Here is a 1,612-nt window from a genome sequence, read left to right as displayed (position 1 = left end):
GCGCCAGCGTGCCGTCGAAGTCGGTGGCGATCAGCGCGCGGGCCGGATCGGCCAGGATGGCGTCAAGGCCGGCCTGGCCCTCGGCCGTGGCCGCCCGCGGCAAGGGCTCCGGCACAGAGGTCACCGCTGACTGGTACCCGGCTGCGGCGAGCGCATGCGCTGCCGGCGGGCGCGCTGCGCGCGCAGCCGCTTGACGAGAACCGGGTCGAACTTGAGCGCGTCAGGGCTGTCGATCAGCTCGTTGAGCAGCTGGTAGTACCTGGTCGCCGAGATGCCGAGTACCTCGACGATCGCCTGTTCCTTGGCGCCCGCGGTGCGCCAGGTGCCACGTTCGAAGGCGAGCAGCCGCATGTCACGCTCGGACAAGGCCGACATGCGCCGCTCCCTTCAGTAGGCTCGCGGGGCGTGGCTCCGTTTCACTGTCTCACGTTCCTGACCGACTACGGCCTGGAAGACGCATTCGTGGCAGCCTGCCACGGGGTCGTCCTCCAGATCGCGCCAAAGACCCGCATCATCGACATTACACACCTTGTGCCCCCGGGTGACATACGACGCGGCGCGGCCGTTCTCGCGCAGACCGTCGGATACCTCCCGCCGGCTGTGCACGTCGCGGTCGTGGACCCTGGCGTCGGCACCGCGCGGCGCGGCGTCGCGATCGCCGCGGGGGATTCCGTGTTCGTCGGGCCGGACAACGGCCTGCTGTCCTGGGCGGTAGCCGAGGCGGGCGGCGCCATCGAGGCGGTCAGCCTCACCAACAGGGCGCTGTGGCTGGACTCCGCGACGGCGACCTTCCACGGCCGGGACATCTTCATGCCGGTGGCGGCCCATCTGGCGGCCGGCGTCCCGCTCGCCCAGGCGGGCGGCCGGCTCGACGTGGCCAGCCTCGTCACGCTGCCCAGGCCGGCAAGCCGGATCACCGGGGGCCGCATTGACGCGGAGGTGCTCACCGTCGACAGGTTCGGCAACGCGCAGCTGTCCGTCACCGGACCTGAGGCGGCGCGGGCCGGACTCGCCCCCGGGACGACGGCCACGCTCGCGTGGGACTCCCGCGAGCTGACCGTCCCGTTCGGCTCGACGTTCGGGGACGTCGCGGCCGGCGAACTCGTCTGCTTCCAGGACAGCGCGGGGTACGTCGCGATCGCGGTCAACGGGGGCAACGCCGCCCAGCGGCTCGGGCTGCACCCCGAAACGCTGGTGACGCTCACCGTCACGAAATAGTTAGCGTGCCGCGTTCCGTTCCTGTCGGGCGCATGACACCATAAGGGCCTGAATTCTTAACATATAGCCCCTTCGCCCCGGTTCTGGAGGGAAGGACGTGACCGAAGTGTCTCGTCTGCTCCGCGGCACGCTACCGGTGCTGGTGGCACTCGCCGTCGCGACGGGTTTCGTGCTGCCCGCGAACGCGGCGCCGCTTGCCCGCGCGCCGCGGACGTCCGCCCCGGACCTGGCCAGCCAGTGGTGGCTGACCAGCCTGCACGTGCAGCAGGCCTGGCGGGCCGCGTCCCCGAAGGGCGCGGGCGTGATCGTCGCGGTGCTGTCCACCGGGGTCAGCGCCAGCCAGCAGGACCTCTCAGGCGCCGTGCTGACCGGCCCGGATTACGCCGCCTCAGGC

General features: G+C 71.5%; 2 protein-coding genes and 1 pseudogene. 2 read left to right on the top strand and 1 reads right to left on the bottom strand.

Annotation, left to right across the window (positions count from 1 at the left end; translation table 11 throughout):
• Positions 1-120: 120 nt before the first annotated feature.
• Complete coding sequence (locus WA805_RS18370) at positions 121-375, bottom strand: DUF3263 domain-containing protein (RefSeq protein WP_422280042.1); 255 nt, start codon at positions 373-375, stop codon at positions 121-123.
• A gap of 30 nt (positions 376-405) precedes the next feature.
• Here WA805_RS18370 and WA805_RS18365 point away from each other — a divergent pair, with 30 nt between their 5' ends.
• Together WA805_RS18365 and WA805_RS18360 are read left to right on the top strand one after the other, a co-directional pair.
• Positions 406-1,218 carry an SAM hydrolase/SAM-dependent halogenase family protein gene (locus tag WA805_RS18365; RefSeq protein WP_422289299.1) on the top strand — a complete coding sequence of 271 codons (813 nt, stop codon included), beginning with the start codon at positions 406-408 and terminating at the stop codon, positions 1,216-1,218.
• A 97-nt stretch (positions 1,219-1,315) separates the two neighbouring features.
• Positions 1,316-1,612: pseudogene (locus WA805_RS18360) on the top strand (hypothetical protein); the annotation flags it as partial.

The sequence above is a fragment of the Trebonia sp. genome (assembly GCF_049794275.1).
Lineage (GTDB): Bacteria > Actinomycetota > Actinomycetes > Streptosporangiales > Streptosporangiaceae > Trebonia.
This window is presented reverse-complemented; position numbering and strand designations above follow the sequence as displayed.

What these genes read in the sequence shown, in the direction of transcription:
- WA805_RS18370 (WP_422280042.1), bottom strand. Translation starts at nt 375, where the DNA reads ATGTCGGCCTTGTCCGAGCGTGACATGCGGCTGCTCGCCTTCGAACGT.